Here is a 23,799-nt window from a genome sequence, read left to right as displayed (position 1 = left end):
GAAGATTAGTATCCGGATGGAGAATTATTATTCATGAAACTAAACATTTGTTTAATTTTGGAACAGTTTTTGAAAGTACAACAGAAATTTTAAAAAAAACAAAATGAAATTTTCAAAGACGTTAATTACAGGATTGGTAATGTTGGCAGGAGTAAATGCTTTCGCTCAAAAGAAAGCAGAAAAATTTGAAAAATTACAGATTGAAATGTTCCCTAAAGCAAAAGAAGGATTCAAGCAGGTATACATTCAGCTGCCTGTTGCAAAAAATGAAAACGATTTAAAAGTTGAGTTTTTTGTAGGGGCTGAAAAAATGCTGGATTGCAACAAATATTTCCTGATGGGAGACATAAAAACCCAGGATCTTCAGGGTTGGGGCTACAATTATTATGAAGTAGAATCCAATGGTGAAGCGGGAGGTACATTGATGGCGTGCCCGGATCAGAAGAAGACCAAAAAATTTGTAACCCTTAAGCCGGAGATCGTAAGATACAACAGCAAACTTCCTTTGGTATTCTATGTACCGAAAGATCTTGAAGTACGTTACAGAGTTTTACGTCCTGATGCTAAAATGAAATCAGCGGTTCAGAGATAACCGGAACGATACAATTTTGAATAACAACTCCTCACATTTTGTGGGGAGTTGTTGTTTTATAAAGCATTGAAATCATTAAGATATGAAAGTATTTAACTATTAAGCCATCAAATCTCATCTCTCTCTTTAAAGCATTAAGATGACGCAGACCTTTTTGGAAACATAATTAATCATTGTCCTACTTAAAAATCATTGATTAACCTTAAAAACGTCACCACTCTTAATGGTTTAAATTATGGTATAATACATTTCGTAAACAATGATGAATACACAATAATTTAATTTTTTTTCATTTAAAACGATACTCAAATTAACCTTAAACAGATGGGTTATCCTTGTCACAAATAGAGGATTAAAACTAAACACTTTTTAAACTTAATTTAAATTCACCATATTGATGAATTATCTTCGTGGATTTAACAGATTTTTGCATTATATTTGTTATAAACATAAACCATGAAAAACAATTTATTGATTTTTGCGTTTAGTTTTTTGGCTTTCCCTGCTTTCTGCCGGGCACAGTCTGCGCCGGACTTTAAAGAACTTTTAGACAGTGCTATGGTCCGGGATTCCGATCTCAAAATGCAGGTGACCCAAAACAAACTTACAGACCTCGATGAACATAAGCTGAAAGACATCTTTCTTCCCACGCTGGAAGTAAGCGGACAGGTTGGATATCTGAATGCAACCGCAAGGCTGACGTCACCGGAAATTAATCTGGCCCCTTTTATCAATATTCCCCAGGGAAGTTTTAACAACAATCTTAATGTTTCCGGGTTTTCAGGAATTGCCAAAGCAGATGCCAAAATGCTTCTCTATTCTGGTGGTAAAGTAAAGTACCTGAAAAAAGCCAATGAGGAAAAGAAAATCTCCGAAGATATTCTCCTTGAAAAAACAAAAGATGACGTAGTAGCCAATATTTCCAAAGCATATGATCAGCTGGCTCTTATCCATCAGTCTAAAAAAGTACTTGATGAAAGCAAAAAAAGACTCGATATCAACAGGAAAACGGCAGACAAAGCTTTAGGTTACGGCCTGATTACTCCATATGACCATAAAAAAATAGAACTCGCACAGGCTACTCTTGATGCTAAAATGGTAGAATATGAAGGAAAAAAAGAACTTCTCCTCACCCAGCTTTATATCCTGACAGGAATCAGTAAGGAACGGCTCAGAATGATCGATCCCGTACTTTCGCCGGTAGAACTTTTATCCTCACAAAAAGGAATAGAAGAAAGAGCTGAGGTGCGGGCATTAGAACATGGAATAACAGCTGCAGATTACAAAATTAAAGCTGAGAGAACCTGGATGATTCCCAAAGTACAGCTGATGGCATCGGCCTATTATATCGGGCTTTACGGAAGCCGTGTCAAAACTTCGGAAAATGTAATCCCCGCAGTGCCGGCGTTGGGCTATGAAGGCGCAAAACTAGACTGGAAACCGACCAACATTAACATTCTTCCCTTATTGACGGCCGGTGTTGGTTTTAAATGGGAGATCTTTGACGGAAAAGAAGGAAAACATGCGGAAGAAACTGCAAAAGTAGGAAAGGAAGTCCTTCAGAACAAAAAAGAAGATGCCCTTAAAAAATTAACTTTAAATCTGGCAAATAACCAGACCAATTATGATATAGCCACTGCTCAGATTGCTTTAAAAGCCAAAGAAAAAGAGCTTGCTAAAAATGCCCTGGTTCAGGCTGAAAAAGAATTCAGATATGGCATGAGCAAATCCTCACAGCTCATTGATGCTGAAAACGACCTGGAATTAGCTGAGCTGGAATACCAGAACGCTCTTTTTAACCAGAGAAGAGCTGGAATAGAGCTCATGAGATCGACTCAGGAACTTGACATTACTAAACTTTACTAATCCTTACCATTAAAATGATGCATAAAAATATATTCATAGTCTTTGCTGTTCTTTTTCTAGTAGGGAGCTGCAGTGAAAAAAAAGAAAACCTTAATGATTCCGAAGGCAAAACCAAAAAAGAGGTGATTTCTTTTGCACCCAAGGTAACCGGAAGGATCTTAAAAATATACGTAACCGAAGGCCAGACCGTGAAAAAAGGAGATACGCTGGCATTACTGGATGTACCTGAAGTTTCGGCAAAGATTGCACAGGCCCAGGGCGCAGTGAGTGCTGCAACGGCCCAGGAACAGATGGCTAAGAACGGAGCTACGGCAGATCAGCTGAGGCAGCTTAATGCCAAATATAAAGGTCTGAAAGAGCAGTATGAATTTGCGCAGAAATCTTTTAAAAGAGCCAACAATATGTACCGCGACAGTTTAATGTCCCCGCAGGCCTATGATGAGGTTTATGCCAAGCTTCAGGGAGCAAAAGCACAGTATGATGCGGTAGTGGCTGAACTGGATGATGTAAAAAGAGGAACGCGCTTCGAAAAAGTGGAAATGGCGGCAGGGCAAGCTTCTCAGGCTAAAGGCGCTCTTCAGGAAGCCAATGTAGCCTATTCCGAAAGATATATTATTGCCACCAATGACATGGAAATAGAAACCATCAGCCTGAATACAGGTGAGCTGGCTACGGCTGGTTTTGCCTTATTCAACGGTTATATTCCCGAAAGTACCTATTTCAGATTTACGGTTCCCGAAAGTGCCATTTCAAAATATAAAAAAGGACAGGAAGTCAATATGCAGGTAGTTTACAATAAAGAAACGCTAACCGGAACGATCGTTTATATCAAACAGCTTACAAGATATGCGGATATTACCACTGCCTACCCTGATTATCAGCTGCAGGATGCGGTTTATGAGATCAAAGTAAAACCGTCAGACATGAATAAGGCTAAAAATATATTGGTCAACGCTAATGTTATCCTGAAATAATTATGAAAGAATTTTTCCGCCTTTTAAAACGAGAATTCAAGCTTTTTATCGGCAATTCTACCTTAAGGACCGTTTTTTTTCTGGCCCCGGTATTCTATGCCACCTTGCTAGGTTTTGTATATAAAAGCGGAAAAGTAGAAAACACTCCTGTTTTGGTAATCGACAGGGATAATACCCCTTTGTCAAGCCAGCTGACGGATATGCTGGATGACAATAAAAGCATCAGCATTATTAAATATGCTCAGGAACCGTTAAGTATAAAAGATGAGGTTATCCGGCACGAAGCTGCCGCGGTAGTTATTATTCCGTCCAGGTTTGAAGCGGAAATGCTTCAGAAAAAATATCCCGAACTCAATGTGTACATCAATACCGGAAACGTCCTTACTGCCAATTTTGCCTCCAAAGCACTACAACTTACCATAGGAACATTCTCAGCCGGAGCGTCCATCAAAGCCTTACAGAAAGCTGGGATGCCTGCAACAAAGGCCGCTACACAGTATGAACCCTTTAAAGCAAATTATATCACCCTTTTCAACACTACAGGAAACTATCTTATCTTCATGTGGCCTGCAATGCTGGCCGTAGTTCTGCAGCAGGTGATTCTCCTTGCAATGGCAGTGAGTTTTGCCGCCGAATTCGAAAGAGGGTCTTTTGTGAAAGAATATGCGAAGATGAAAAAATGGGCCTTCCCGACTATGCTCATCAAGGTGATTCCGATCTGGGTATTTTCCATACTTATCGTCAGTGTGTATTACTTTATGCATATGATCTTCAGGGTTCCGATGCCGGAAGGTGTATTCAATTTTATTTTGCTTACAGCAGTATTTGTGGGTTCTGCATCATTTTTGGGTGTGTTTGTCAGTATTCTCATCCCGGATGCGTTGAAGGCTACCCAGATTTTAATGGTTATTGCGTCACCGGCATTTATTATCAGCGGGTTTACCTGGCCGTTAAGCGCCATGCCTGCTTTCGTCCAGTTTATTGCCAATATTATTCCCCTGACTCCTTTTCTGCAGGCCTTTAAAATTCTACTGATCCAGAAAGGCTCTGTTGAACTTACCTATCCTTACTTAAGACACTTAAGCATCTTGCTTATCCTATATGCTGTTATTGGGTGGATTGCTTTAAAGATTAAACTCTGGTTTATTTTTAGAAATAAAGCCTCTGAAGTAGGAGAGAAAGTTGTAGAGTAGAAGGGATTAGAGTATTAGAGTATTAGAGTATTAGAGTATTAGAGTATTAGAGTATTAGAGTATTAGAGTATTAGAGTTGAGGACAGTTTAAACAACAAATTTTACTGATCGTTCAACGCGTATCCTGAAATTGCATCCCACAACTCAAAACTCGCAGTTCGTACACGTAACCCGCCACTCCAAACACGTCATCACTTTTTTCATTGCCCTGTTTAATTCAAAAGAAAAAACTGATATATTTGCTTTCAGATAATTAGACATATTATGGAAAATGTATTTGATGCAAAAGATGCCCAAAACTATATTGACAGGATCAATAAATTAGTGGAAGATACCCACGGTTTATGGGGCAAGATGACGGTTGACCAGATGCTTGCGCATTGCAGCGTGTCCTATGAAATGGTATATGAACCTGAAAAGCATAAAAAACCGGGAGCCATTGCAAAATTTATTTTAAAAACATTTGTAAAACCCAAAGTGGTTGGTGAAAAAGCATATCCGAGAGATTCCCCTACAGCTCCGCAGTTTCTGATTTCCGGAAGAAAAAACTTTGAGGAAGAAAAGAAAAGGCTGATCGGTTTTATCCAGAAAACACAACAGTTGGGTCCTGAGGCTTTTGATGGTAAAGAATCATTTTCTTTTGGTAAACTGAATTCCCAGGAATGGAATAATATGTTTGCAAAACATCTGAACCATCACCTTTCCCAATTTGGCGTTTAAAATCACACACTATGAAAAAACTTTTATGGATCCTCATTCTTACATGCAATTTTGCATGGGGGCAAATGCCGGATATTTCCAATGTCTGGCTGAATAACAGCAAACCTTACACCGGGACAATAGGTGATAAGGGACAACAGCTTAAGCTGAAAGTCAATATCTCCGAACAGAATAAAAAAAATGACCAGGAATACTTTATTTCCGGCTATTCTCTTGTAGATGACAACTATGCAAAATACGAAGGTAAAATAACAATCACGAAATACAAAGATGCCAAAAGAAAAGGGATCGTATTCGGGGATTATGAACTGGCGGAAGAACCCAAAGGAAAACATTCCGGTATTTTTAAAGGTAAATTTGTCTATACCTTCCGATGGAATAAGAAAACTGAAAAAATAGAAGGCCAGTACATAGAGTTTATTGGTGACTGGAAAAGTTATGACGGAACGCTGGACTTCAAGACCCGTTTAAAAAATCAGTAACCATGTTAAGACGTATATTGGCTGTTCCTGCGGGGCTCATTGCAGGGATCATCTGCATTACCCTCGTTGAGAAAATAGGGCATCAACTGTATCCACCTCCTGCAGCAGTTGGAAGCGGGGATATGGCGGCAATGAAAGAATATGTTGCCCAGGCTCCGTTTATGGCACTTTTCTTTGTCATCATCGGATATGCACTAGCTGCTTTCGTTTCAGGATTTATAGCATCAAAAGTTGCCAACAACGGAAAGCATGCCTCTGCAGCAGTTTGTGGAGTTATTTTCCTGCTTATAACGATCTATATGATGTTTTCTCTGCCTACTCCGGTTTGGTTCTGGATCTTAGGGATTTTGGTGTGGGGATTAGTGTTTGCAGGAAGTACATTAGCCTTTAAAAAATAAACACATATGAAATTAGGAGTATTCTCAATCAGTTTAAGTGTAAAAGATCTTCAGAAATCTAAGGGTTTTTACGAGAAACTCGGGTTTTCCGCTATGGGCGGAAATATAGAACAGAACTATCTGATCATGAAGAATGGTAGTACTCTGATCGGTCTGTTTCAGGCTATGTTCGATGGAAACATGCTTACCTTCAATCCGGGATGGGATGAAAATGCCCAGAATCTTGAATCTTTTGATGATGTACGCGATATTCAGAAGCATTTAAAGGAAAACGGAGTGGAGCTTGATAAAACAGCAGATGAAACCACTTCAGGACCGGAACACATTTTCCTGAAAGACCCGGATGGAAATATGATATTAATTGATCAACACAGATAAAACCCAAATTATGAAAATTTTAAAAAGAATTATCCTTGTCCTGGCTTCTATCCTCATTTTATGGATGGTTATCGCTGCTTTTGTCTCAGGAGATTGCGCCTACGAAAAATCAATAACAATCAATGCACCGGTGGAAAAAGTATGGCAGCAGACCAATACACTAAAAGCTATGGACCAGTGGAGCCCATGGAACGACCTGGATCCCGGAATGAAAAAAGACTGGTCCGGAACAACCGGACAGCCTGGTGAAAGAGTTTGCTGGGACAGTCAGAAAGATGCAGCCGGAAAAGGCTGTCAGCAGGTAAAAAAAATAGATGCTGCCGGTAAAAGAATCGATACGGAAATTAAATTTTTAACACCCTATGAAAGCGAGGCCAATGCTTATGTGAAAATTGTTCCCGAAGGCAGCGGAAGTAAGGCAACCTGGGGATTCACATCAAAGATACCTTATCCCTTCACGGTAATGAAACTGTTTATGAATATGGAAGATGCTATTGGAAAAGATTACCAGAAAGGACTTTCCAGACTAAAAGAACTGTCTGAAAAACCTTAAACAAACTCATTAAAACTTAACTAATATTAAAAAAACAATCATGGCATCAGTAAACGTTTATTTAACATTTAATGGAAACTGCAAAGAAGCATTCGACTTTTATAAATCAGTTTTCGGAGGAGAATATCCTTACATCGGAACTTTTGGGGAAATGCCTCCAATGGACGGCAAAGAAATCTCTGAAGAAGATAAAGACAAGATTATGCATGTTTCTCTTCCTATTTCAAAAGAAACCGTTTTAATGGGAAGCGATACAGGCGGAGAATGGGCTTCCAACTACAAGGCAGGAAACAATTTCTCTATTTCTGTAAATGCGGAATCTAAAGAAGAGGCGGAAAAATTATTCAATGGTCTTTCTGCCGGCGGACAGGTAACCATGCCTATGGCAGATACTTTCTGGGGTGCTTATTTCGGAATGTTTACCGATAAATTCGGGATCAACTGGATGGTAAATTATGACGATCCTGCGAAAATGCAGCAACATCCTTAGAATTTATATTTCAGTAAATAGTTACAATTAACCGGTGGGAATGTCTGCCGGTTTTTATTTTATGACTCATTTGTACTCTAAAAAAATTTAATTTGAATTCAGGTATAAACTTGAATTTTTATAAAAAATAAACAAAGATGAAATTTACAATCGAACAAATCAAAGCAGAGCATCAGAAAGTGAAAAGCGGGGCAGATTTTCCTGAATACATCCAGGGGATAAAGAATTTAGGAGTATCAAAATATACAGTATATGTCGCTGACGGAAATACGCAGTATTTTGATGCAGATCATCAGTCTATAATTTCAGGAAAAAAATATGATAACCTTAGTGTTACAGAAGACCTGAACCTTGAACAGTTTAAGACAAGACTAAAGCTTCATCAGCAAGGCGGAACAGATTACCCTACATTCTGCAGTGACTGTGCAGACAGTGGGGTGAATGGCTGGAAGATGGATTTGAATGCCATGACCTGTACCTATTTCGACACAAAAGGAAATGATATTCTGGTAGAGCAGATTCCAGGCTAGTTAAATATTCAGCAAAAATCTTCAACAATACTCATTTAATATTGCTTGCTATTATTGATTTAAATTATTAATTTTGTTGTGTGCGATAGATAATAGTAATTGAAATAAGATGAAAAAGATTTTAACGAAGCTGGCATTTACAGTATTAATTCTGGGTTCCGTGACGGCATTAGCGCAGAAAAACGATCTGGGAGCGTGGTATATGTATTTCGGAAACAACAAAATCAGTAAAAAGCTGAACTGGCACAACGAAATCCAGTACCGGAATTTTGATGCCATTGGAGACCTCGAACAGCTATTGCTCCGTACAGGAATCGGTTATGACCTGACTGAAAATAACAATAATGTCTTGCTGGGATATGGTTTTATTTTAAGCAGACCTTATGTAAACGGTGAAAAAAAGGAGAATATTGAACACAGGATTTTCCAGCAGTTTATTACCAAACAAAAGTTCGGACGTTTTAATCTGCAGCACAGATACCGCCTGGAAGAACGTTTTCTTCAGGACGATTTCAGGATGAGATTCCGTTATATGATCGGACTGAATATCCCGATTACCCCAAAAAAAATGCTTCCGAAATCATTTTATGCTTCAGTGTATAATGAGATTTTCCTGCATTTTGACAGCCCGGTTTTCGACAGGAATAGGGTATATGGAGCCTTAGGATATGTCATCAATAAAAACATGAGGATGGAAGCCGGTTATATGAACCAGATCCAGGAAAACAGAAACCGGGGGCAGATCCAGATAGGCTTTTATAATAACATCCCTTTTAATAAAAATTAATATTGACAGTCCTTGCCGGATGGATGCCTTGATGAAGAAAAACTGTTAATTTAGATAATAGAATCAACAGACCAAAAATAATAACACTTATGCATTCAGGGAAAAGATTTGGGGCGCTTGAGTTCGCCACCTGGACAAGACGAAGTATCTATGTTCTAACCATATTGTCGGCAATACCCACTGTATTGTACTTTTTAGGCTGGAAATTTCTTTCCGTTCCCTGGCAGCCCATTGCCATTTTAGGAACTGCAGTTGCTTTTATTGTTGGTTTTAAAAACAATGCCAGCTACAGCAGGCTTTGGGAAGCCAGGCAGATCTATGGAGCTATCATCAACGACAGCCGCAGTTTCGGGTATGTGCTGAGAGATTCTCTTTCTGCAAAAGATCCGGGAAAAGTAAAAGAAATGTTTCTCCGTCATTATGCATGGCTTACCGCACTTCGTTTTCAGCTGAGAGAGCCAAGAGCCTGGGAAAACATGGGAACCGCCCAGTATGATGAGTATGCTGAAAAATATGATATCCCGGAAAGATTGACCAAATTGGATGATGAGCTTAAAAAGTATCTTTCAGAGACTGAGCTTCATTATATTTTAAGTAAAAAAAACAGGGCAACACAGTTAATGGCCAGCCAGAGTAAAGAGCTGTCCGAAGCCTATGCCAGAGGCGATATCAATGATTTTCAGTGGACGCAGATCAATCAGCAGCTGGTAAAATTTACAGACGATCAGGGAAAGGCAGAAAGGATCAAAAACTTTCCTTACCCGAGAAATTTTTCATCGATTACCACCTATCTTTTACTGCTGTTTATCCTTTTCGTGCCCTTTGGATTATTGAAAGAGCTGGATAAATTAGGTGAAGGAACTATTCTGGAAGGCTGGACCATCTGGTTCAATATTCCGTTTTCACTGATGGTGACCTGGTGTTTTCATACCCTGGACAGTGTGGGTGAAGCTTCGGTAAACCCTTTTGAAGGAAGTCCGAACGATGTGCCGATCACCCAGATCAGCCGTACCATAGAGATTGATATGAGAGATATGCTGGATGAAGCCGATCTTCCGCCAGCCATTACTCCAAAGAACAATATTGTACTTTAAAAGTAAAAGGTTCAGTTCATCTGAATGTTAACACCTTTTAAGTTTAACCCAACCCAACAACTAAAAAACAAATCAAAATGATTCACAGTTATGTTATCATATCCATTGCAGTTCTTTTATCTGTAATGATATTGGTGATGATAGGACAGAAGCTGAAAGTAGCTTACCCTATCTTCCTTGTGATTGCCGGTCTTCTGATCAGCCTGATCCCGGGAATGCCGCATATTGAAATAGAACCGGATCTTGTATTCCTGATCTTCCTTCCCCCGATCCTTTTTGAAGCCGCCTGGTTCACTTCATGGCAGGATTTTCACAAATGGAGAAAGCAGATCTTTTCGATGGCTTTCGGGCTTGTATTTTTAACCTCAGTGGTAGTAGCTTACCTGTCGTCTTCTATTATTCCGGGGCTTACCGTTGCTATGGGTTTTCTGCTTGGAGGGGTGAATTCTCCGCCTGATGCAGTAGCAGCTACTTCCGTATTGAAACATATGAAAATCCCTAAAAAGATTACCAGTATCCTGGAAGGCGAAAGTCTCATCAATGATGCTTCCAGTTTAATTGTATTTAAATTCGCTTTGGCAGCTGTTATTTCAGGTCAGTTTATATGGAGGGATGCTGTTCAGGATTTCTTTATGATGGCTGTAGGCGGAGTAGCTATAGGGGTGGCTGTAGGGCTTCTGTTTGGTGCTCTTTTAAGAATTATCCCTTCCAATTCCAATATTGATACTGTCATTACACTCATTGTTCCGTATATCATGTATGTAGGAGCAGAGCACTTCCATTTTTCAGGAGTGCTGGCGGTAGTTGCCGGAGGACTTTTGATGTCATATAATTCCCACTGCTACCTGAGCCATACCTCAAGGATACAGTCCGGAAATGTATGGAGTGTCCTGATATTCCTGATGAATACGATCATATTTATCCTTATCGGACTGGAGCTTCCTGTAGTGGTTGCTGCGATGAAAGATTACACCATTTCAGAAGGTATCTTTTATAGTGTTGTGATTGGTGGTGCTATTATTTTTACAAGAATATTGTACAGCTATGCAGTGATGTATTTCCCAAGACTTTGCTCAAAAGAATTAAGGTTAAAAGTTCCAAAACCCGACTGGCGGGAACCTTTCATTATCAGTTTTGCAGCAATGAGAGGAGTGGTTTCATTGGCTGCAGCACTTTCAATTCCTGCTTTTTTACCCAATGGAGAAGCTTTTCCGCACCGTAATATCATTTTATTCGTAACTTTCGTCATCATATTGATCACCTTGGTAGGACAGGGACTTCTTCTGACTCCGATCTTAAAATGGCTGAAAATAGACGATGCCGGAAGTGAATTGCCTGAAGAAAAACAGGAAGTGATCCTGATGCGCAAACTTAAAGAAACAGCTCTGCATAAAATGGAAAATGACTTTTCGGATCTGGCAGAGAAGAATACTTTAGTACGTCATCAGAAGCATAAACTGGAAACAGAAATGATGCTGATGGCCGATAAAGCCCAATGTATGGCTTCCACAGGAGATTACGTCAATGCGATCAATGAAAATAAAGATGTGCTCCGTCAGATCATCCAGGCCCAGAGAAATGAGCTGCATCGGATGAAAAGGGAGAAAATTTTTGACGACCATGTTATGAGAACCATTGAAATGCAGCTGGATTTTGATGAAGCGAAGATCACCGGATTCTCCCATGGATAGGTTGTAATTTAAAACAAATGGATGCAAAGAAAATTATTGTAAAAACAGAATCTTCCAACTTATGGTGGGGTATTTATGGGCTTTGTGATAAAGCGGGATGGGAAGATCTGGAACTGTTTTATGAATCTGGTGAGAGAATTGGGGCAGTTTGCTTAAATACAAAATGTTATTTGAGAAATGCTTTAAATGATTTGCTGGATAAAGAGGATGAAAAAGAATTTTCTGATGCAGTTCAGAAATATATATCTGATCATATTTGCCATTATTGGTTCTACTATGATGAGTCAGATGATGAAGATTTTCAGGAAGTGAATTATGATGCTCCGAAAAACGGGAAAGGGGTAAAACCTCGTTTCATAGACATCTGGCATCCTGACGAAGAAATTGATCTTAAAACAATTGAAACAGGAGTAAGCTTATTTGTGAAAGATTTTTTAGGAATAAAAAGTTGTATCGTTGATATAGATACTGAGCCTTTGGAAGAAGCTGTTAAGAGTTTTAAATTGCATCAGGAAAGGTTTGGTGGAGGCGATGTTAAAGTAGAATTTTCAGATGAATTGATTTCAGAATTATCTGAACGTTTGAAAATGGAAAAAAAGGATGTATTAGAAAAATTGAATTTAAGTATTTAAATATTTTTAATTAAAAAAATTGAAAACATGAATACACCAATCACCGTTCAGTACAAAATAAATGCTCAGGTAGAAAAAGTCTGGAGCGCATTGACCGATAAAAGCGAAATGAAATCCTGGTATTTTGATATCCGGGATTTTGTGTTGGAAACTGGAAAAGAATTTAATTTCTATGAGCCGGGTGAAGCTAAGAAATACCATCACCAGTGCCATATTCTGGAAATTGTTCCTAACAAAAAATTAAAACATACCTGGTCGTATCCCGAATTTTCGGATGCTGTAACTACCGTCACTTGGGAGCTTCAGAAAGAGGACACCGGAACGCTGGTAACATTGACTCATGATCATATTGAAGGATTTGATAGCTTGGGCGAAAACTTTTCAAGGAAAAGCTTTACCGAAGGCTGGAATGGAATTATCGGACAAAGCTTGAAAAACTATCTGGAAAAATAAATCATATGATACAGCTGCTGCCTTTTACCATAGAAGATAGTTTTGAATTGATCTCTACAATAAAGGACAAAAGAATGCTTCTTCAGTTTGCCGGTCCTGCCTATCATTTTCCCCTGACAAAAGAACAGCTGGAAATTGATCTGGAAAACGAAAACAGATTCATGTTCAGGGTTTTTGATGAGACGGAACAAAAAGTGATTGGCCATGCCCAGATTTTTTTGAAAGATAATACTTTTCTGCTGGGAAGAATCCTGATCTGGGACGAAAATAACCGGGGAAAAGGTTACGGAAAAAAAATTGTACAGAATCTTCTGCAATATGGTTTCAGCCAGTTTGACAGAGAAACAGCCGAGCTGAATGTCTACGACTGGAATACCGGAGCTATTGAATGCTATAAAAAAGTAGGTTTTGAAATTGATCCGGATGTCCTGAGTGAAGTCAGCATCGACAACGAATTATGGCTTTCCATTAATATGAAAATTAATAAAAATACATTTCAATCCCTTCAGCGATGACAACATTTACAGCGCTTCGTCCCGTACTCTGGACTGAAAATATAGACGAGACCATAGGATTTTATACCCGGATTCTGGGATTTACCTTAATGGGAAGAAATGATGACTGGCAGTGGGCCTCAATTCGCAAAGATGACATACAGATCATGCTTTCCCAGCCGAATGCCCATGAAAAAAAAGAGGGAATAGGCTTTACGGGCTCATTTTATTTCAATGTTGATGATGTTGATGATCTTTGGGAAGACTTGAAAACAAAAGCCAAAATCTGTTATGAAATTGAGACTTTTGACTGGGATATGAGGGAATTTGCAGTATACGATAACAACGGTTATATACTTCAATTTGGACAGCCTGTTGATAATATTGGCAATACGGAATAAAATTTGCTATTTTTGGGGAAATATTTAGAAATTCAATGAAAAAAAATATCATAGTAGGTTTAGCGGTGGTTTTGATGTTGGCGTCTTGTAATAAAGATGAAAAAATCCTGAGCACTCTGAATGAGTATAATAATTCAATGACTGAGAAAGGATATCACTTCGGTGATAAACTGGAGCTTCCGAAAGAGGTGACGGAGAATGCAGAAAGTATCAGCATCAGCTTCGGAGACAAAGAAACTTCAAGCTTAACTGTTGACCCTAAATTCTTTACATTAGGGGATAATACCGTTACCTTCAATATCAAAACAAAAGGAGGGAAAGTATTGAATCAGGATGCAACCATCAATGTATTTGCAAAAAACCCTGAAAAAAACCTTACTTACCAGATCGTAGCGGAATATCCTCATGATCCGAAAAATTTTGTACAGGGATTCCAGATCGAAGGCAATACCATCTATGAAAGTGATGGGCAGAACGGCTCTTCGCAGATCCTGAAATATACATTGGGAACCACAACCCCTCTGGCTTCTACAAAACAGGCTCAGGAAGACTTTTCTGAGGGCAGCACCATTGTAGGAGATAAAGTGTATCAGCTGACATGGCAAAGCAAAAAAGGTTATATTTATGATAAAAGCTCGCTGAAACTTCTTTCAGAATTCCCTTACCCGAATGTACTGGGCGAAGGATGGGGGCTTACCTACGATGGGAAAAACCTGATTGCATCAGACGGAAGCAAACTTTTGTATTTCCTTGATGCCAATGATCCTTCAAAGCTGATCAAGTATGTAGCAGTGGCAGGAAGCGCGCAGATCTATGACCAGCTGAACGAGCTTGAATATCACAACGGATTCATCTATGCCAATGTATGGCAGAAACCAGTGGTCTTAAAGATCAACCCGGCAACAGGAGAAGTAGTGGGAACATTCGATTTTACCGATATTGCCAAACAGAATACCAAAGGAAGTGATGATGTACTGAACGGAATTGCTTTTAAGGGCGAAAACATGCTTGTAACAGGTAAAAACTGGTCGAAGATCTATGAAGTTCAGATTAAATAATCCAGTAATTGATTTAAAATATATAGCGTTCTTCAGGGACGCTATTTTTCATTTCAAAAAATAACCTCAATTTTCTGAGAGCAAGAATTAAGCAATTTATTATCATTAAATGATCTTATTCAGTCAAAATATTTTAGGTATTAAAAGGATAATTCTGAAAATAATATCATGTCTCGTCATTGTCTTTTTCAGTGCAGCATCTGGACAGAAAAAAATCGACTTTTCCGTTTTAGATAATAAAAATGACAAGCTGATTGAAAAATTCAGGAAAAAATACGATATCCCGGGTTTGGCTATTTCTGTTTCCCATAAAAATCAGCTGGTATATTCAAAAGGATTCGGATACTCAGATGTGGAAAAGAAGCTGGAAGTAATTCCTTCCAAAACAAAATTCAGAATTGGGAGTATTTCAAAAACTATTACGGCTGTTACTCTGGCAAAGCTTCAGGAGGAAAATAAATTAAAAATCAATGAGAGTATTTATAAATATCTGGACAGTCTTCCTGTAAAAGATTATGATATAACAGTTGAACAGCTGCTAAGCCATAGGGCAGGGTTGGTGAGGGATTATCAGAAGAGTTTTATGTGCGGGGAAAATGACCTTCATAGAAGTAATTTTTACAGTTCCTTTCAAAAAACTGATTTTATATCCAAACCCGGAGTGGATTTCAGTTACAGTAATTACGGATATATGTTATTGGGTGTTTTAATCGAAAAACTGACCGGTGAACCCCTTACAAAAACTAAAAAAGAGCTGGTTATAGATAAAGCAGGATTAAATCATACGGTACCCGATGATGGTAATTTTGATGAAGATACTTCCAGGTTTTATTATAGGTATAAAGATAAATTAGGAATTGTACCGTGTACAGATTGCAGTTTTAATTATGCTCCGGGCTGCTATCTTTCCACATCAGAAGATCTTGTAAAGCTAGGCAATTCCTACCTGTATGCAGATAGGATAATATCGAAAGAATCTTTTAAAGAGTTACTGACCCCAAGAAATTATGACAAAACTTACGGCTTGGGATTTATTACCAGAAAAGATTACTACGGGAACTATTTTTTCGGCCATAACGGAGCCTACTATGGGGGAATGTCTAATTTAAAGATATATCCAAAAGATCGGCTGGTGATTTCAATTCTAATTAATATTAAAGATAATTCGATTAACTTTGATGCTCTTTTGGATGAAATTATTTTTCAGTATCTTGACCTCATTAAAAAATCAGAGTGAAGTTTTTAAACATATTATTCTTTTTCCTTTTCTGTACCGTTTCCGCACAGAAATCCCTCCCTTTAGATACTTTGAAACTGAAGGAAGCTAAAGACATGCTTGCGGACGATTACGGGAATCTGTACATCTATAAAAATAAAGACTTCAGTTTTACCAAATATGATTCTCTTGGGAAACAGCTTGGAAAAATGATGCTGACGGTTCCCTACAAAGTACAGTCGGTGCAGAATCCCCTAAGCGTACCTTTGTTCTCTGAAAATGCCCAGGAAATGAAATTTGTGGACCAGAATATGAATGAAATCCAGAGGATAGATTTCAAGCAGAAGTTCGGGTTTATTAAAATGGCTTATGCTGAAGACCTGCAGCAGCTTTGGCTTCTGGACGACAGTACAAAGCGTCTTATTCAGTACAATTTCAGGAACGATACCACCATAAATTCTTATCCGTTTGATATCAGCTTTGATGATCTGATGGACCTGCTGGTATTTGAAAATAAAGTCTATATTTTAACCAGAAAGCATATCAGGGTATACTCGCTGAAATTTGAAAAACTTTTTGAGGCCCCACTTGAAAACGGGAAAAGGTTCAGAAGGGAAAATGATGTTATTTTGGTGGTTGCAGACAATTCGATCCAGAAATATGATCCTGAAAAAGGAATGGTAAAGATTTTTGAAGATAAAGACGCACAAATTGTGGATAAAAACATCCTTTCTTATTTTGAAATCAAAGCCAACAAACTCTATCTTTACAACCTGGAAAAAATAAAGGAAACTAAACAGCAGCAAGAACCTGAAACCAAGCAGGAAACTGCGCCGTCTGACACAAAACCGCCATCCGAACAAACCGTTGGTGAAGAGGTGAAAAAAACTGACGGAGAAAAGAAAGAATCTGATGAAAAAGCTCCTGAAACTACGATACAGAAGCTGTTAGAAGATACTTCAGCGGTTCAGTCCACAGGTGTTTAGTTCAATTAATAAAAAAATACTTAGGAGAATGCATATTGCAGTTACAGGAAATATTGGAGCCGGAAAAACCACTTTGACCACGATGCTTGCCAAGCATTACGGATGGGATGCACAGTTTGAAGATGTAGACCACAATCCTTACCTTGAAGATTTTTATGCGGACATGAGCAAGTGGAGCTTTGCGCTGCAGATTTATTTTTTAGGAAGTAGATTCCGCCAGGTAAAAGAGATCAGGGAAAGCGGCAAAAATATTATCCAGGACCGTACCATCTATGAAGATGCCCACATTTTTGCAGAAAATCTGAACGATATGAAACTTCTTTCAGACAGGGATTTCAATAATTATGTTTCTGTTTTCGGACTGATGAAATCTTTTGTTTCCGCACCGGATCTGTTGATTTACCTGAAATCTGATGTTCCGAATCTTGTCAAAAAGATTTATAAAAGAGGAAGGGAATACGAAGCATCTATCAGCATTGAATATCTTTCAAAGCTGAACCAGAAATACGAAAAATGGATCTCCAACTATACCGAAGGTAAACTTCTTGTGATTGAGGTAGACGATCTTGATTTTGTAGAAAAGCCTGAAGATTTCGGATTTATCCTCGAAAAGATCGAAGCAGAGCTGAACGGTCTCTTTTAACAAATTTTTATCAGAATTTAAGACAGCTTTGAATTCATTTCTTCCTAAATTTGATGGGAGGAGTTTAATTTTATAAATGATTATATTATGATGGTTAAGGTTTTACATAACGGAAACTGCTCTAAATCAAATGCTGTACTTGAGTATCTTGATGAGAACGGTGTTCCTTTCGAGATCATCAATATCATCGAAGATCCGTTAAGCATTCTGGAGATTAAAACAGTACTGAAAAAGCTGAATCAGAGCGTATTTCATATGATCCGTAAAACAGATAAGCTGTACACGGAAAATTATGCTGATAAAAACTATTCTGAAGAAGAATGGATTAAGATCCTTTCTGAGAACCCTTCTCTGATACAAAGGCCTATCCTGATTAAAGGATCGGTTGCCATGCTGGGAAGACCTATTGAGAATGTGAAATTTTTTATTGAAAAATAAATTAAAAAAAGTCAGCCGAAGCTGACTTTCTTTTTTTCTTACAACAGAATAACGCCTTCTATTTTGGCTACTTCCTTATAAATATTCACTACCTGATCTGCATCCAGAACAAATGCATTAATGTTGCATGCAGTGTATTTTCCGTTTTTGCTTTCCCGGTTCCCCAATGTGAATTTGATGCCGTCAAAAACCTTATAAATTTCTGTAAGTTTCGCATCATCTGTGGGAATGATAAATTTAAATAAATAATCTTCAGGAAAGTCGTGGTGACCTTCCAGTTTTTCCTTCAGAGAAACATAAAATTCCTCCGGATTTGCGTGTTGGTTTCCTTGTAATATATCCATCTGCCCTTGTTAAATTATATATAAATATAGCGAAAATTTTTCTACTTTCCAAGAGGTCCCAGCAGGGCTTTGGAATTCTGATGTTCATAATCTTCAATGATGTAGAACAGTCCGTTTACCAGCTGCTCAGAAGCAAGTCTGCTTAGTCCGCCGGCATTCACGTTACTGTTGCTCCCTCCCAGAAGACTGCCAAGAAGGTTGTTTCCTGAAAGAGCCGTGTTGATTGTTTTTGCAATTCCATATTCATTCAGTTTCTCGTCCACTTTAGGAGCTATTGCTGCTACAAGCTGCTGGGAAGTTTTTTCTTTCAGGATCTGAGTGGCTGTAGTCCCCTGAATAATTCTGGTAACATCCTGAGCATTTAAGCTGTTGACTGCCCCCTGAAGTATAGGTTTTGAAGTGTTAACAGTATAGGCCGCTGCCTGGGCAATAAAATCACGTTCTTTAGCTACCAGAGAAGGGGCGATTTTTTCCAGGGTTGAGTTGATATCTCTAAGTTCCTTTGGAAGGGCCTTATCTACCATGTTATTCTGAAGGAAAGCCTCCTTATTGCTATAGATCCCCATCCCTTTATCGATCCCGTTCGTTAGAATCCTTTTAATAATAGACAAACCCAGGTCCGAAGTAGCTACTGTAGTGCAGGATTGAACGCTGGTAAAAATAAATGTACCGGTTCCAATTAATAATGCTGCTGCTATAATGTATTTTTTCATTGATCTTTTTCTTAATTTCTCAAATATTGAGCCAAAGGTAAATACTATAACTGTATTAACAAAATATTAAATTCTCCATGCCTATTTGGTGATTTTTTTGCAAAAAGAGCAGGGTGATGGATTGGATATTTTATCATAAATTAATATTTATAATATAATTTAATTACCTGAAATTGTATTATTCAGTTTTTTATTTAATATTTATTTAGTTTTTTTAAATTTTTATGATATCTTAACATTGTTCGATTTTTTTTCTATTTTTACCTAATGTCTTTTTTTGAGATTTTAAATAACTCCACTAAAGGCATTATAAAATTAGATTGTACGAATAAAATTGAAACTATATGAAACAACGTGATTTAAAGTATTCATGTCTCATTGCAGTTTTATACTTCGGTATGAACGTCAATGCGCAGACTACACCGAAAGACACTGTTCCGAAAGAACAGAAAATTGAGGAAGTAGTTCTGATAGGATATGGATCTCAGAAAAAAGAGAATGTGACCGGAAGTATTGCTACAATTAGCGCCAAGGACATATCAGACAGACCTAATTCAAACCCTATCAGTTCTATCCAAGGTAAAGTATCCGGTGTTCAGATTCTTAATTCCGGAGCACCTGGAGCATCACCAAGAGTAGATATCCGAGGTATTGGATCCATAACCGGGAAAACAGTATTTATTGTGGACGGAATGATCACAGATGATATTTCCTTCCTGAATCCACAGGACATAGAATCCATGAGTATCCTGAAGGATCCGTCCAGTTTAGCCATCTTCGGGGCCAAGGCATCCAATGGAGCAGTTATCATTAAAACAAAAACAGGTAAAGGTAAAAAACCAACCTTTAATTTCAACTCTTATCTTGGAGTGAAAAAGGTAACCAACGTTCCGAAAATGGTTAATGGTGACCAGTATGTTGAGTTATATAATGAAAAGCTTCGTAATGAAGGAGTAACAGATCCTACAAAATTTATATCAAGGTCTCAATTTCCAGCGGATACGAACTGGTTCAATGAAGTTCTATCACCGGCAATTATCAGCTCATCCGATATTTCTGCTTCGGGTAATCTGGGCAAATTGAATTATTTCTTAAGTTTAGGTTATTTGAAAGATGAAGGAACTTTAGAAGCGGGACGTGGTATAAACTCAGGAAATGATTTTGGAAGATTAAATACAAGAATTAACCTTTCCTATAAGATCACGGATAATTTAACCATCGGGGATAATTTTACCTGGGCAGATATTCATAACAATAATGCAAATAATCCATTATTGACTGCTTATAATGCTCCGCCGGTATTCTATCCGATTGATCCAACTACTAATAATTATGATTACATTACCTTAGTAAGTGTAACGAACCCAAGAGCAATGCTCGATTTATTCCGTTCAAAAACCAGGCAGCAGCGTATGCTGAATAACATTTGGGCTGAATATAAATTCCTTAAAGACTTTACATTAAGAGTTAGCTATACTTCTGATAATACCAATACCAGCAAGTATGAATTTACCCCTACAGCAACCTATATTCCTTTGCCAAACAGATCTCTTTTGGTAACAAGAGACTCCAGAAACAGAGATTATGTATGGGATAACACATTATCCTGGAAGAAAAAACTGGGCCAGCATAATATTGAATTACTTGCCGGTTTTTCACGTACTCAAAATTATTATCGTGAAAATTATCTGGAAGCCAGAGATATTGTATTTAATGGGGATGATAGTAGTCTTGATATTTCTAAAGGAAATGAAATTTATGCAACTACCATAAGTGCACCAGATGATCCTCGCGCGGTTACTCCTTACAAAAAAAGGATAGAATCGACATTTGGAAGACTTAATTATGATTATGCAGGTAAATATCTCTTAAATGCTTCGGTACGTAGAGATGGAGCAACAGGTTTCTCTTCTGATGACAGATATAAAGTATTCCCGGCAGTAAGCATAGGTTGGGTGATCTCAAAAGAAGGATTCATGAGCAATCAGAATGTGTTTAATTTATTGAAATTAAGAGCAAGCTGGGGTAAACTAGGCAACCCGGAAGTTTCCAGAGATTATGATAATCTTACTAGTATTCTTTCAGGTGGAGCTTATTTTGGTGGGATTGGAAATCCGGCACAAACAGTTACTCGAATTGTAGATCCAACTATTACCTGGGAAACTACTACAGGTCGTGATTTAGGTCTTGAAATGGCTTTGCTTAATAATAAATTAAAAATCGAAGCTACTTATTTTGACAAAGATTCTAAAGATGTAGTTTACGGTATCAACCAGCCTACAACATCTGGAGCAAGTAATGCTAATAATTATGTAACCAATGCATATTCTTTCAATAATAAAGGATTTGAAGGTTCTGTTAGTTATGATGCCAGAGTAAATGACCATATCAAGTTCAGCGTTTTTGGTAATATTACCACTCTTGATAATAAAATTACAAGTGTATATGCAGATTCATACAACCAGCCTGGAGTAAGTTTATTTGGTAATCCTATCATAAGACTTGAGAAAGGGCAGGCCGTAGGCTCATACTATGGCTATAATGTTGTGGGAGTATTCCAGAATCAGGCACAGGTAGATGCTGCTCCTACTTATTCATCAGTGAAGAAAACCGTTGGAGGTTTTATGTTTGAAGACAGAGACGGAAACGGTGTCATCGATGCCAATGATAAAACGTTCTTAGGTAGCCCGATACCCAAATTCACTTATGGATTTGGATTTAATGTCAATATCTATGATTTTGATGTAGCAATGGACTTCCAGGGAGTATCCGGTAATAAAATTTATAACTACAACAGAGAGCAGAGATTCGGAAACGAAAGCTGGGACTTAGATTTCTATAATAACAGATGGCACGGAGAAGGTACTTCAAATACATATGCTATGACTACCAATGACCAGGGAGTTATTGTTCCGAGCAGTTTTTATGTAGAAAACGGAAGCTTTTTCAGAATCAGAAATATTCAGATAGGATATAATATTCCAAAAAGTGTTTTAGGTACAGCAATCCAGAAGTTACGTTTTTATGCAAGTGCTCAGAACCCGTGGACGAGCTTCAAATATCATGGTTTCTCACCTGAGATTTTAAATACGGATAGAGTTCAGATGGGTATTGATAATAACATTTATCCAATATCTGCCATCTATACGGTGGGAGTAAATGTAACTTTTTAATTTAATTTTATCATGAAAAAAATAGTATTTTCCATATTCATGCTTTCTGCAGTTTTAAGCTGTAAAAGTGATTATCTAGATATACCTGTTGAAGGAAGAACAGATGCTTCAGAATTCTTTAAAACAGAAAGTGATGCCATACAGGCTACCAATGCAATTTATAATTTTTTAAGAAGTTGGGAAAATTCGGCATTTCCATATCAGTATCTTTTCGGAGTACCGGCAGATGATGTACTGAAAGGTTCAAACCCAGGCGATGCTTCTTTTATTAACGCTTACGACCAGTTTACTTTTACAGCGAGTGATGATGGGGTTAAAGGATACTGGGCTGGACAGTGGCAGGCAATTGCCCGTTGTAACCAGGTCATTTCGAAAGTTCCGGCTATTGAAATGAATACTACTCTAAAGGATAGACTCTTGGCTGAAGCCAGATTTCTACGTGCCTATTTCTACTTTAACTTAGTAAGAATATATGGAGGCGTTCCTATTTTTGACGGTCTTCAGCAAAACTATAATATTCCCAGAAATTCAACAGATGAAGTGTATAACTTTATTATTTCTGATTTAACGGCAGCTTCACAGGTTTTACCACAGTCTTATGATGCTGCAAATTTAGGTAGAGCAACCAAAGGTGCTGCCTTAGGAATGCTATCAAAAGTTTATCTGTATAAAAAAGATTGGCAGAAAGCTTATGATACTTCCAATCAGGTGATTGCCATGGGGTACGCATTGGATCCCGATTTCAACCATTTGTTCAGAGTGGCAGGAGAGTTCGGTACAGAATCGGTTTTTGAAGTTGATTGTGCTTGTACATCACAGTATAAAGGAAGTCAGTATTCACAGGTGCAGGGAGCAAAAGATCAGTTCGGCTGGGGCTTTTTTACGCCTTCACAATCCTTAGAAGATGCATTCGAACCTGGGGATATTCGTAAAGAATTAACCATTCTGAGAAACGGAGAAGTTACACCGGAAGGAGATCTTATCAAGGCAAACCCAACCTCCGTTAACACTTATAATCAAAAAGCTTATGTTCCTAAAAGCCAGCAGAATACAGCTTGTGATGACGGATCGGTTCAGAATATCAGAATTTTGCGATTTGCCGAAGTTTTATTAATCAATGCAGAAGCTGCTAATGAACTTGGGAATACAGCAACGGCTATCATAAATCTTAATAAAGTAAGAACAAGAGCTATGTTGCCAAACACTACAGCATCTTCTCAGGGGGCATTAAGAACAGCTATCTGGCACGAACGAAGAGTTGAGCTTGCTATGGAAGGCGATCGTTTTGTAGACCTTGTAAGAACAGGACAGGCTGCCACAGTATTGGCTCCTTACGGATTCAAGGCTGGAAAGAATGAGCTTTTCCCGATTCCTTTTTTAGAAATAGGACAAAGCAATGGAGTTTTGACACAAAACCCGGGCTATTAAAATCAACCGATAAACTTTAGAGGAGAATGAAAGTTCTCCTCTTCTTTTAGTATAAACAAGGTAAAAAAGATT

The 23,799-nt window shown here is 38.1% G+C and carries 27 protein-coding genes; 25 read left to right on the top strand and 2 right to left on the bottom strand.

The annotated features are described in order from the left end of the window. Nucleotides 1-103 precede the first annotated feature (103 nt). The 23 genes from eco to ACM40_RS05555 all read left to right on the top strand — a co-directional run bounded on the left by eco (nucleotide 104) and on the right by ACM40_RS05555 (nucleotide 18,069). Nucleotides 104-592 (top strand): serine protease inhibitor ecotin, encoded by a 489-nt coding sequence (eco, locus tag ACM40_RS05665; protein WP_048501871.1) that lies wholly within the window; start codon nucleotides 104-106, stop codon nucleotides 590-592. 456 nt (nucleotides 593-1,048) lie between these two features. Next, nucleotides 1,049-2,458 (top strand): TolC family protein, encoded by a 1,410-nt coding sequence (locus ACM40_RS05660; RefSeq protein WP_048501870.1) that lies wholly within the window; start codon nucleotides 1,049-1,051, stop codon nucleotides 2,456-2,458. Between the two features lie 17 nt (nucleotides 2,459-2,475). Next, nucleotides 2,476-3,432 (top strand): HlyD family secretion protein, encoded by a 957-nt coding sequence (locus ACM40_RS05655; protein ID WP_048502838.1) that lies wholly within the window; start codon nucleotides 2,476-2,478, stop codon nucleotides 3,430-3,432. A 2-nt stretch (nucleotides 3,433-3,434) separates the two neighbouring features. Next, nucleotides 3,435-4,625 (top strand): ABC transporter permease, encoded by a 1,191-nt coding sequence (locus ACM40_RS05650; protein WP_048501869.1) that lies wholly within the window; start codon nucleotides 3,435-3,437, stop codon nucleotides 4,623-4,625. Between the two features lie 264 nt (nucleotides 4,626-4,889). After that, entirely contained in the window at nucleotides 4,890-5,345 is a 456-nt protein-coding gene (locus tag ACM40_RS05645) for a DUF1569 domain-containing protein (RefSeq protein ID WP_048501868.1), read from the top strand. 11 nt (nucleotides 5,346-5,356) lie between these two features. Next, on the top strand, nucleotides 5,357-5,827 hold the full coding sequence (locus ACM40_RS05640) for a hypothetical protein (RefSeq protein ID WP_048501867.1): 471 nt from the start codon (nucleotides 5,357-5,359) through the stop codon (nucleotides 5,825-5,827). Between the two features lie 2 nt (nucleotides 5,828-5,829). Continuing rightward, on the top strand, nucleotides 5,830-6,225 hold the full coding sequence (locus tag ACM40_RS05635) for a hypothetical protein (protein ID WP_048501866.1): 396 nt from the start codon (nucleotides 5,830-5,832) through the stop codon (nucleotides 6,223-6,225). A 6-nt stretch (nucleotides 6,226-6,231) separates the two neighbouring features. Then, entirely contained in the window at nucleotides 6,232-6,603 is a 372-nt protein-coding gene (locus tag ACM40_RS05630) for a VOC family protein (RefSeq protein WP_048501865.1), read from the top strand. 10 nt (nucleotides 6,604-6,613) lie between these two features. Continuing rightward, nucleotides 6,614-7,156 (top strand): SRPBCC family protein, encoded by a 543-nt coding sequence (locus tag ACM40_RS05625; protein WP_048502837.1) that lies wholly within the window; start codon nucleotides 6,614-6,616, stop codon nucleotides 7,154-7,156. Between the two features lie 40 nt (nucleotides 7,157-7,196). Further along, a complete protein-coding gene (locus ACM40_RS05620; protein ID WP_048501864.1) occupies nucleotides 7,197-7,646 on the top strand; it encodes a VOC family protein in 450 nt (149 codons plus the stop codon). 137 nt (nucleotides 7,647-7,783) lie between these two features. Beyond that, the gene (locus tag ACM40_RS05615; RefSeq protein WP_048501863.1) at nucleotides 7,784-8,176 is read left to right on the top strand and encodes a DUF1398 domain-containing protein; all 393 of its coding nucleotides are present in this window, start codon (nucleotides 7,784-7,786) and stop codon (nucleotides 8,174-8,176) included. Nucleotides 8,177-8,285: 109 nt separating this feature from the next. Further along, nucleotides 8,286-8,963 carry a DUF2490 domain-containing protein gene (locus tag ACM40_RS05610; RefSeq protein WP_048501862.1) on the top strand — a complete coding sequence of 226 codons (678 nt, stop codon included), beginning with the start codon at nucleotides 8,286-8,288 and terminating at the stop codon, nucleotides 8,961-8,963. An 89-nt stretch (nucleotides 8,964-9,052) separates the two neighbouring features. Beyond that, nucleotides 9,053-10,057, top strand: a complete 1,005-nt coding sequence (locus ACM40_RS05605; protein WP_048501861.1) for a bestrophin family protein — start codon at nucleotides 9,053-9,055, stop codon at nucleotides 10,055-10,057. Between the two features lie 77 nt (nucleotides 10,058-10,134). Then, nucleotides 10,135-11,748, top strand: coding sequence for a Na+/H+ antiporter (locus ACM40_RS05600; RefSeq protein WP_048501860.1), 1,614 nt, complete (start codon nucleotides 10,135-10,137; stop codon nucleotides 11,746-11,748). Nucleotides 11,749-11,765: 17 nt separating this feature from the next. After that, entirely contained in the window at nucleotides 11,766-12,380 is a 615-nt protein-coding gene (locus tag ACM40_RS05595) for a hypothetical protein (RefSeq protein ID WP_048501859.1), read from the top strand. Between the two features lie 27 nt (nucleotides 12,381-12,407). Beyond that, complete coding sequence (locus tag ACM40_RS05590; RefSeq protein ID WP_048501858.1) at nucleotides 12,408-12,833, top strand: SRPBCC family protein; 426 nt, start codon at nucleotides 12,408-12,410, stop codon at nucleotides 12,831-12,833. 5 nt (nucleotides 12,834-12,838) lie between these two features. Next, nucleotides 12,839-13,348 carry a GNAT family N-acetyltransferase gene (locus ACM40_RS05585; protein WP_048501857.1) on the top strand — a complete coding sequence of 170 codons (510 nt, stop codon included), beginning with the start codon at nucleotides 12,839-12,841 and terminating at the stop codon, nucleotides 13,346-13,348. After that, the gene (locus tag ACM40_RS05580; protein ID WP_048501856.1) at nucleotides 13,345-13,728 is read left to right on the top strand and encodes a bleomycin resistance protein; all 384 of its coding nucleotides are present in this window, start codon (nucleotides 13,345-13,347) and stop codon (nucleotides 13,726-13,728) included. The genes ACM40_RS05585 and ACM40_RS05580 overlap by 4 nt, the downstream gene beginning before the upstream one ends. 35 nt (nucleotides 13,729-13,763) lie before the next feature. Continuing rightward, nucleotides 13,764-14,786, top strand: coding sequence for a glutaminyl-peptide cyclotransferase (locus ACM40_RS05575; RefSeq protein ID WP_048501855.1), 1,023 nt, complete (start codon nucleotides 13,764-13,766; stop codon nucleotides 14,784-14,786). Nucleotides 14,787-14,895: 109 nt separating this feature from the next. Next, on the top strand, nucleotides 14,896-16,023 hold the full coding sequence (locus ACM40_RS05570; protein WP_048501854.1) for a serine hydrolase domain-containing protein: 1,128 nt from the start codon (nucleotides 14,896-14,898) through the stop codon (nucleotides 16,021-16,023). After that, nucleotides 16,020-16,988, top strand: coding sequence for a hypothetical protein (locus ACM40_RS05565; RefSeq protein WP_048501853.1), 969 nt, complete (start codon nucleotides 16,020-16,022; stop codon nucleotides 16,986-16,988). The genes ACM40_RS05570 and ACM40_RS05565 overlap by 4 nt, the downstream gene beginning before the upstream one ends. A 28-nt stretch (nucleotides 16,989-17,016) precedes the next feature. Then, nucleotides 17,017-17,631, top strand: coding sequence for a deoxynucleoside kinase (locus ACM40_RS05560; protein ID WP_040994332.1), 615 nt, complete (start codon nucleotides 17,017-17,019; stop codon nucleotides 17,629-17,631). An 87-nt stretch (nucleotides 17,632-17,718) separates the two neighbouring features. Next, the gene (locus ACM40_RS05555; protein WP_048501852.1) at nucleotides 17,719-18,069 is read left to right on the top strand and encodes an ArsC/Spx/MgsR family protein; all 351 of its coding nucleotides are present in this window, start codon (nucleotides 17,719-17,721) and stop codon (nucleotides 18,067-18,069) included. A 38-nt stretch (nucleotides 18,070-18,107) separates the two neighbouring features. Here the strand turns inward: ACM40_RS05555 and ACM40_RS05550 are convergent, their stop codons facing one another. Next, a complete protein-coding gene (locus ACM40_RS05550) occupies nucleotides 18,108-18,413 on the bottom strand; it encodes a DUF493 family protein (RefSeq protein ID WP_040994336.1) in 306 nt (101 codons plus the stop codon). A 41-nt stretch (nucleotides 18,414-18,454) separates the two neighbouring features. Further along, nucleotides 18,455-19,126 carry a DUF4197 family protein gene (locus ACM40_RS05545; RefSeq protein WP_048501851.1) on the bottom strand — a complete coding sequence of 224 codons (672 nt, stop codon included), beginning with the start codon at nucleotides 19,124-19,126 and terminating at the stop codon, nucleotides 18,455-18,457. A 344-nt stretch (nucleotides 19,127-19,470) separates the two neighbouring features. Here ACM40_RS05545 and ACM40_RS05540 point away from each other — a divergent pair, with 344 nt between their 5' ends. Further along, the gene (locus ACM40_RS05540; protein WP_083996797.1) at nucleotides 19,471-22,299 is read left to right on the top strand and encodes a SusC/RagA family TonB-linked outer membrane protein; all 2,829 of its coding nucleotides are present in this window, start codon (nucleotides 19,471-19,473) and stop codon (nucleotides 22,297-22,299) included. 12 nt (nucleotides 22,300-22,311) lie between these two features. After that, a complete protein-coding gene (locus ACM40_RS05535) occupies nucleotides 22,312-23,727 on the top strand; it encodes a RagB/SusD family nutrient uptake outer membrane protein (protein ID WP_228376145.1) in 1,416 nt (471 codons plus the stop codon). The last annotated feature ends 72 nt before the right edge of the window (nucleotides 23,728-23,799 follow it).

Origin of the sequence: Chryseobacterium sp. BLS98 (assembly GCF_001045445.1) — a bacterium.
GTDB lineage: Bacteria > Bacteroidota > Bacteroidia > Flavobacteriales > Weeksellaceae > Chryseobacterium.
The sequence above is the reverse complement of the archived record's forward strand: the minus strand, read 5'-3'. Positions and strand labels throughout refer to the sequence as shown.

Bases quoted from the DNA above. Each gene is read 5' to 3' on its own strand.
- eco (WP_048501871.1), top strand. From the start codon at position 104: ATGAAATTTTCAAAGACGTTAATTACAGGATTGGTAATGTTGGCAGGA.
- ACM40_RS05660 (WP_048501870.1), top strand. From the start codon at position 1,049: ATGAAAAACAATTTATTGATTTTTGCGTTTAGTTTTTTGGCTTTCCCT.
- ACM40_RS05655 (WP_048502838.1), top strand. From the start codon at position 2,476: ATGCATAAAAATATATTCATAGTCTTTGCTGTTCTTTTTCTAGTAGGG.
- ACM40_RS05650 (WP_048501869.1), top strand. From the start codon at position 3,435: ATGAAAGAATTTTTCCGCCTTTTAAAACGAGAATTCAAGCTTTTTATC.
- ACM40_RS05645 (WP_048501868.1), top strand. From the start codon at position 4,890: ATGGAAAATGTATTTGATGCAAAAGATGCCCAAAACTATATTGACAGG.
- ACM40_RS05640 (WP_048501867.1), top strand. From the start codon at position 5,357: ATGAAAAAACTTTTATGGATCCTCATTCTTACATGCAATTTTGCATGG.
- ACM40_RS05635 (WP_048501866.1), top strand. From the start codon at position 5,830: ATGTTAAGACGTATATTGGCTGTTCCTGCGGGGCTCATTGCAGGGATC.
- ACM40_RS05630 (WP_048501865.1), top strand. From the start codon at position 6,232: ATGAAATTAGGAGTATTCTCAATCAGTTTAAGTGTAAAAGATCTTCAG.
- ACM40_RS05625 (WP_048502837.1), top strand. From the start codon at position 6,614: ATGAAAATTTTAAAAAGAATTATCCTTGTCCTGGCTTCTATCCTCATT.
- ACM40_RS05620 (WP_048501864.1), top strand. From the start codon at position 7,197: ATGGCATCAGTAAACGTTTATTTAACATTTAATGGAAACTGCAAAGAA.
- ACM40_RS05615 (WP_048501863.1), top strand. From the start codon at position 7,784: ATGAAATTTACAATCGAACAAATCAAAGCAGAGCATCAGAAAGTGAAA.
- ACM40_RS05610 (WP_048501862.1), top strand. From the start codon at position 8,286: ATGAAAAAGATTTTAACGAAGCTGGCATTTACAGTATTAATTCTGGGT.
- ACM40_RS05605 (WP_048501861.1), top strand. From the start codon at position 9,053: ATGCATTCAGGGAAAAGATTTGGGGCGCTTGAGTTCGCCACCTGGACA.
- ACM40_RS05600 (WP_048501860.1), top strand. From the start codon at position 10,135: ATGATTCACAGTTATGTTATCATATCCATTGCAGTTCTTTTATCTGTA.
- ACM40_RS05595 (WP_048501859.1), top strand. From the start codon at position 11,766: ATGGATGCAAAGAAAATTATTGTAAAAACAGAATCTTCCAACTTATGG.
- ACM40_RS05590 (WP_048501858.1), top strand. From the start codon at position 12,408: ATGAATACACCAATCACCGTTCAGTACAAAATAAATGCTCAGGTAGAA.
- ACM40_RS05585 (WP_048501857.1), top strand. From the start codon at position 12,839: ATGATACAGCTGCTGCCTTTTACCATAGAAGATAGTTTTGAATTGATC.
- ACM40_RS05580 (WP_048501856.1), top strand. From the start codon at position 13,345: ATGACAACATTTACAGCGCTTCGTCCCGTACTCTGGACTGAAAATATA.
- ACM40_RS05575 (WP_048501855.1), top strand. From the start codon at position 13,764: ATGAAAAAAAATATCATAGTAGGTTTAGCGGTGGTTTTGATGTTGGCG.
- ACM40_RS05570 (WP_048501854.1), top strand. From the start codon at position 14,896: ATGATCTTATTCAGTCAAAATATTTTAGGTATTAAAAGGATAATTCTG.
- ACM40_RS05560 (WP_040994332.1), top strand. From the start codon at position 17,017: ATGCATATTGCAGTTACAGGAAATATTGGAGCCGGAAAAACCACTTTG.
- ACM40_RS05555 (WP_048501852.1), top strand. From the start codon at position 17,719: ATGATGGTTAAGGTTTTACATAACGGAAACTGCTCTAAATCAAATGCT.
- ACM40_RS05550 (WP_040994336.1), bottom strand. From the start codon at position 18,413: ATGGATATATTACAAGGAAACCAACACGCAAATCCGGAGGAATTTTAT.
- ACM40_RS05545 (WP_048501851.1), bottom strand. From the start codon at position 19,126: ATGAAAAAATACATTATAGCAGCAGCATTATTAATTGGAACCGGTACA.
- ACM40_RS05540 (WP_083996797.1), top strand. From the start codon at position 19,471: ATGAAACAACGTGATTTAAAGTATTCATGTCTCATTGCAGTTTTATAC.
- ACM40_RS05535 (WP_228376145.1), top strand. From the start codon at position 22,312: ATGAAAAAAATAGTATTTTCCATATTCATGCTTTCTGCAGTTTTAAGC.